Source organism: Streptomyces poriferorum (genome assembly GCF_019399235.1).
In the GTDB taxonomy this organism is placed as follows: Bacteria; Actinomycetota; Actinomycetes; order Streptomycetales; family Streptomycetaceae; genus Streptomyces; species Streptomyces poriferorum.
Window position 1 is genome coordinate 1 of the sequence record NZ_JAELVH010000365.1, and the last position, 5,671, is coordinate 5,671.

Genomic DNA, 5,671 nt, shown 5'->3' on the forward strand with positions numbered 1-5,671 from the left:
GTCGGGGTGGGTGAAGGGGGGGGTCAGGCCCGGCCGTCCTGGTTCCGGGCCAGCCAGTCGGAGGCCTCGGTGAAGGCCGCGTCCGATGTGCCCGCCCGCAGGGGCCGTACGTCCGCCGTAGTCACGCCGGCCCGCGGATAGGAGCCGAGGAACCGGACGTTCGGGCAGATCCGCTTCAGCCCCATCAGCGCCTCGCCGACCCGGCGGTCGGAGATATGGCCCTCGGCGTCCAGTGCGAAGCAGTAGTTCCCGATCCCCGCACCCGTCGGCCGGGACTGGATCAGCATCAGGTTGACCCCGCGCACCGCGAACTCCTGGAGCAGTTCGAGCAGCGCGCCGGGGTGGTCGTCCCCGAGCCAGATGACCACGGAGGTCTTGTCCGCCCCGGTCGGCGCCGACGGGCGGGCCGGGCGGCCCACCAGCACGAAGCGGGTCTGGGCGTTCTCCGCGTCGTGGATCTCGGTCACCAGCGGTTCGAGTCCGTAGGTCGCCGCCGCGAACTCCCCGGCGAAGGCGGCGTCGTAGCGCCCCTCCTGCACGAGCCGGGCACCGTCCGCGTTGGACGCCGCCGATTCCCATACGGCCTGGGGGAGATGGTCCGCCATCCAGTTGCGTACCTGCGGCTGCGCGGCCGGGTGCGCGGTGACCGTCTTGACGTCGGACAGCTTGGTGCCGGGACGTACGAGCAGGGCGAAGGTGATGGAGAGCAGCACTTCGCGGTAGATCATCAGCGGCTCGCCGCTGGTCAGCTGGTCGAGCGTGGTGGTGATGCCGCCCTCGACGGAGTTCTCGATCGGTACGAGCGCCGCGGCGGCCGTACCGTTGCGCACCGCGTCCAGCGCCGCCGGTACGGAGACCATCGGGACGAGTTCGCGGGTGGCGGCCTCCGGGAGCGTACGGAGGGCGACCTCGGTGAAGGTGCCTTCGGGGCCGAGATAGGCGTAGCGCGTGGCGGACATACCGTCACCCTAATGCGCCGGGTCGGCACGGCGTCCCCGTACTTGCCGCTCCGTCCGGCAGCGGATACGGTCCACGCGCGCGCCCACCCGGCAGCGGATACGGTCCACGCGCGCGCCCACCCGGCGGTGGATTACGACTCCAGGAGCCGCTGCCCCACGTACTCCCCCTGCGCCGCACCGCCCGGCACCGCGAACAGCCCGCTCGCCTCGTGGCGGAGGAAGGGCGACAGCGCGTCGCCCCGGTCGAGTTTGCGCTGCACGGGGACGAAGCCCCGCAGGGGGTCGGCCTGCCAGCAGATGAACAGCAGCCCGGCGTCCGGGCCGCCGTCCGAGGCGATGCCGTCGTGGTACGAGAACGGGCGTCGCAGCATGGCGGCGCCGCTGTTGCGCTCGGGGGAGGAGATGCGGGCATGAGCGTTGTCGGGGATCAGCAGCTTGCCGTCGGGGCCCGCCCTGTCGAGGTCCATCTCGGTGGTCTCGGTGCCGCCGCTGAGCGGGGCGCCGTCCGCCTTGCGCCGCCCGATGACCCGCTCCTGACGTTCCACCGGGAGCTTCTCCCAGTCGTCCAGCAGCATCCTGATCCGTCGGACGACCGCGTAGGAGCCGCCGGCCAGCCAGTCGTACGCGGCGTCCCCGGCGCCCGCCGCAACGAAGAGACGCTTGTCGAAGTCACTGTCGGCCGGCTTCGGGTTGCCGGTGCCGTCGATCTGGCCCATGAGGTTGCGGGCGGTCATCGGTTTCGCGGTGGCGCCGGGTGTGCGGTTGAAACCGTCCATCTGCCAGCGGACGGTGGCCGTCGCAGCGGCCTCCTTCTGTACGGCCCGCAACGCGTGGAAGGCGACGAGTGCGTCGTCGGCCCCGATCTGCACCCAGAGGTCGCCGTTGGACCGGCCGGCGTCGAGGTGGTCGGCGGAGAACGGCGGCAGTGGATCGAGTCCGGGCGGACGGTGACCCTTCAGGCCCGTCCGTTCGAAGAAGGTGGCGCCGAAGCCGAAGGTGACGGTCAGCGAGGACGGTCCGGCGTCCAGCGCGATGCCGGTGTCGTGCCCGGTGCCGTCCGCCGATCCGCCGGTGACGGGCTCACCGGTCATCAGCCGCTCAGCCGTGGCCGACCAGCGGCGCATCAGCGCTGCCGCCTCCTTCCGTCCGGCGCCGGGGGCCAGGTCGAAGGCGATGAGGTGGCCGCGGGCCTGAAGCGGAGTGGTGATCCCCGGTTGATGTTTCCCGTGAAACATCACCTCGGTGGAGCCCACCGAGGTCAGTGCCGCCGGTGCCTCGTCCCGGGTCGCGGCGTAGCCGGTGGCGCCGCCGGCCGCCCCGAGGACCAGGCCGGTGGCACCGGCCGCTCCCGCGGTGCCGAGCAGCCGCCGCCGGGAGATCGCGCCGGTCGCCGGGGCGGCGGAATCGGAATCGCTTCCGCTGCGCCAGTTCCGGCCGCCGGCGCCGTCCTTGCGGCCCGCGCCACTCGTGCTGCCCTTGCGGCCCGCGCCGTCCTTGCTGCTCGTACCGCCCTTGCGGCCCGCGCCGCTCGACGTGTTTGTGCTGTCTGTGCTGTCTGTCCGGTGTCCGCTCACGGTCCTGCTCAGCCGATCTTGACGTTCTTGTCGACCGTGATCTGGTCGATGTCCGAGGTCCGTACGGTGACCGCGACGTTCCAGTTGCCCGCGATCGGGATCTGGATTCCGGTGGAGGTCCAGTGGCCCTCGGTCAGCCGGACGGGGACGGCGGGCAGGGGCCCGATGTCCTTGGACTTCAGGGTGAAGGCGAGCTTCACCTCGGGGACGTCCATGGCCTTGCCGTCGATACCGTCGATCCAGAGGTGCACCACGTTGGCTCCGGTGCGCCCGGGGTCCAGGTCCATGCGGACCGTGCCCTTGCCGTTCTCGCCGCCTGTGTCGAAGGGCAGGGTGAGGTTGACGGGGCCGCTCGCGACCGGCGCGGCGGCCGGCGCGGACGAGCGCGCCGCCTCCTCCTCGGTGCGGCCGGGCTCGGTCGAGGTCAGGATGGTGGTCACCGCCAGCAGCGCCACCGCCACCCCGACCTCGGCCAGCACCGAGCGGCGCAGGCCGGACCGGTCGGGGTCGGCATCACGTATCCGCTTCTTCTCCGCGGTTGCCACGGCCGCCTGCTGCCGCGCGAGTTGGGCGGTGCGCGCGGGATCCTCGGGGGCCGAGGCCTGCGGGGTCTGCGTACCGTTGGTCTCCGGGGTTGCCGCCGAGGTGTCCGCGTCCGTACCCCCACCCGTCGCCAGCCGGGCGGTCCACCGGCGCGAGATGCCGGCGACGCCGACGAGGACGGCGACGAGGCCCACCTTGACCAGCAGCAGTTGCCCGTATCCGGTGCCGGTCAGCGCGGACCAGGAGCCGACCTGGCGCCAGGACTGGTAGATCCCGGTCGCGGTGAGGACGAGCACGCTGATGAACGCGATCCGTGAGAAGCGGCGTACCGCGCCGGCGGTGATGTCGGGGGTGCGGTACAGCGCGATCAGAAGGGCGGTGAGCCCGCCCAGCCAGGCCGCGACGGCCAGCAGGTGGAGCACGTCGACGGGCATCGCGATACCGGGCTGGATCCCGGTCGACGCGTGTTCGGCCAGGGCCCAGGTACCGGCGATCCCGGCGGCGATGACCGCACCGCCGATGGCGAGGCCGAAGGTGAGGTCCTTCTTCTCGCGTTCGTCCTCGCGCTTCGCGTATGTCCCGAACAGCACCGCGATGAACAGCGCACTGGCGCCGAGCAGCAGCAGCCGCGAGACCAGTGCGGCGCCGGGCTTCGTGTCCAGCACCGCCTTGAGGCCGTCGAGGTCGAACGCGTCGCCGAGCTTCCCGGAACCGGTGTACGGGCTGCGCAGCAGCAGCATCGCGAGCGTGGCCGCGGTGAGGGTCATCCAGCCACGGACCACGAGGCGCTGCAGCGGACGGGCGCCCGCTCCGCGCTGCCAGCAGGCCAGCACGAACGCTGCGCCGCCCGCGAGCACGATGAATCCGGCGTACGCGGCGTAGCGGGCGATGCCGTAGAGCGTGCCGACCAGGCCGCCGCCGGCCTCGCTGTCCGGGAGGGCGACGGCTGTCTCGGAGGGCGCGCCGATGGAGAAGGTGAAGGCTCCGGAGACGGGGTGGCTGTCGGCGGAGACGGCCTGCCAGGCGACGGTGTACGTACCGTCGGGCAGCCCGGTGTGCAGGGAGACGCCGTACTTCACGGTGGAGCCGCTGTGCAGATCACGCGGCGCGTCCTCGGTGTCCGCGCGCTTCCCGGCGGGGTCGAGGACGCGGATGGAGCCCTCGCCCATGGCGACCTGCTCGGAGAAGGTGAGCGTGACTGCCTTGGGCGCGGCGGCGACCACCGCCCCGTCCTGCGGGTCGCTCCCGGTGAGCGCGGCGTGCGCCGACGCGGGGCCCGCGACTGCCAGCAGCAGACCGAACACCACGCCGGCCAGGGCGGCGAGGAGCCCGGCGACGGCGAGCGGCCGGCGCGGGGCGGATGCGGACGGGGAGCGCCCGAAGGGCGGGGCGGTGGCTGTCATGGTGTGTCAGTCCCTCACTGCTTCTTCGGGTTGTGGGTGGTCTCCTTCACGGGAAGGTCGACCTTCATGGGGCCGGCCTTCTCGAAGTGCAGTTCCACGGACACGGTCTCGCCCTGCTTGGGCTGCTGCTTGAGCTTCATGAACATGATGTGGTTTCCACCGCGTTCCAGATCCAGCTCACCGCCCGCGGGTACGTCGAAGGACGTCACCATGCGCATGGCCTGGTTCTTCGTCTCGTGGATCGTGACGTCGTCCGAGAGCGGACTGGTGACCGAGGTGAGGCGGTCGGAGCTGCCGCCGTCGTTCCGCACGACGAGGAAGGCCGCCGCCATGTCGTTGACGGGCTGCGGCATGAACGCGCCCATGACCTTCAGCTCCGGTGCGTCCGAGGACGAGCACCCCGCCAGCGTCAGCCCCGTGGAGAGGGCCAGGACGCCGGCGAGGGTCGAGCGGCGGGTCACGGCTTCTCCCCCTTGACGAGCTTGGGGAGGTCCTTGGTGTAGTCGTCGGGCGTCGTGTCCTCGCTGTACAGCACGTAACCCTGGTCGGTCTTCGGGGAGAAGGCGATGACCTGGGAGCCATGCATCGAGACGACCGTGCCGTCCTTCTCCTTCTTCGGAGCGTCGATACCGATGCCGATCTGCCGGGCGCCCGCCTGGATGGTCGGGAAGTCGCCGGTGAGACCGATGAAGGACGGGTCCTGGGCCTTGAGCCAGGAACCCAGCGATGCCGGGGTGTCCCGCTCCGGGTCGGTGGTGACGAAGACGACCTGGAGCTTTTCCTGGTCGGCCTTGGGCAGGGACTTCTTGGCGATCGCGATGTTGCTCATGATGAGCGGGCAGACGTCGGGGCAGTTGGTGTAGCCGAAGTAGATGAGCGTCGGCTTGCCCTTGGTCTGCTCGCGCAGGTCGTACTTCTTGCCGTGGGTGTCGGTCAGGACGAGATTCGGCTTGGTGAACGGCTGGTCGAGCACCGTCGCGGCCTGCGTCTTCGCCTCCACCGACACGTCGGCGATGGGCTTCTTGCTGTCGTTGTCACTGCCGCCACAGGCGGACAGGGTGAGCGCGGCCGCGGCGACGAGCGCCGCGGCCAGCACAGACTTCTTAACCATGGAGCACTGTTCCTGATGGGTCGGTGGAGCGGGTGGGACTGGCGGGTGGGACCAGGGCCCCTCGTGCGGGTGGGACAGGGC

General features: G+C 71.3%; 5 protein-coding genes. All 5 read right to left on the reverse strand.

What is annotated here, in order from left to right; translation table 11 throughout:
- Positions 1–23: 23 nt before the first annotated feature.
- Complete coding sequence (gene pheA, locus JGS39_RS35855) at positions 24–959, reverse strand: prephenate dehydratase (protein ID WP_219573947.1); 936 nt, start codon at positions 957–959, stop codon at positions 24–26.
- Positions 960–1,090: 131 nt separating this feature from the next.
- Positions 1,091–2,338: an iron uptake transporter deferrochelatase/peroxidase subunit gene (gene efeB / locus JGS39_RS35860; protein ID WP_219573951.1), complete on the reverse strand. Its 1,248-nt coding sequence runs from the start codon at positions 2,336–2,338 to the stop codon at positions 1,091–1,093.
- Positions 2,339–2,541: 203 nt separating this feature from the next.
- Positions 2,542–4,479 carry a copper resistance CopC/CopD family protein gene (locus JGS39_RS35865; protein ID WP_219573948.1) on the reverse strand — a complete coding sequence of 646 codons (1,938 nt, stop codon included), beginning with the start codon at positions 4,477–4,479 and terminating at the stop codon, positions 2,542–2,544.
- A gap of 14 nt (positions 4,480–4,493) precedes the next feature.
- Entirely contained in the window at positions 4,494–4,940 is a 447-nt protein-coding gene (locus tag JGS39_RS35870) for a copper chaperone PCu(A)C (RefSeq protein WP_219573949.1), read from the reverse strand.
- Positions 4,937–5,590, reverse strand: a complete 654-nt coding sequence (locus JGS39_RS35875; RefSeq protein ID WP_219573950.1) for an SCO family protein — start codon at positions 5,588–5,590, stop codon at positions 4,937–4,939. Before JGS39_RS35875 ends, JGS39_RS35870 begins: the two co-directional genes overlap by 4 nt.
- Positions 5,591–5,671: the final 81 nt, after the last annotated feature.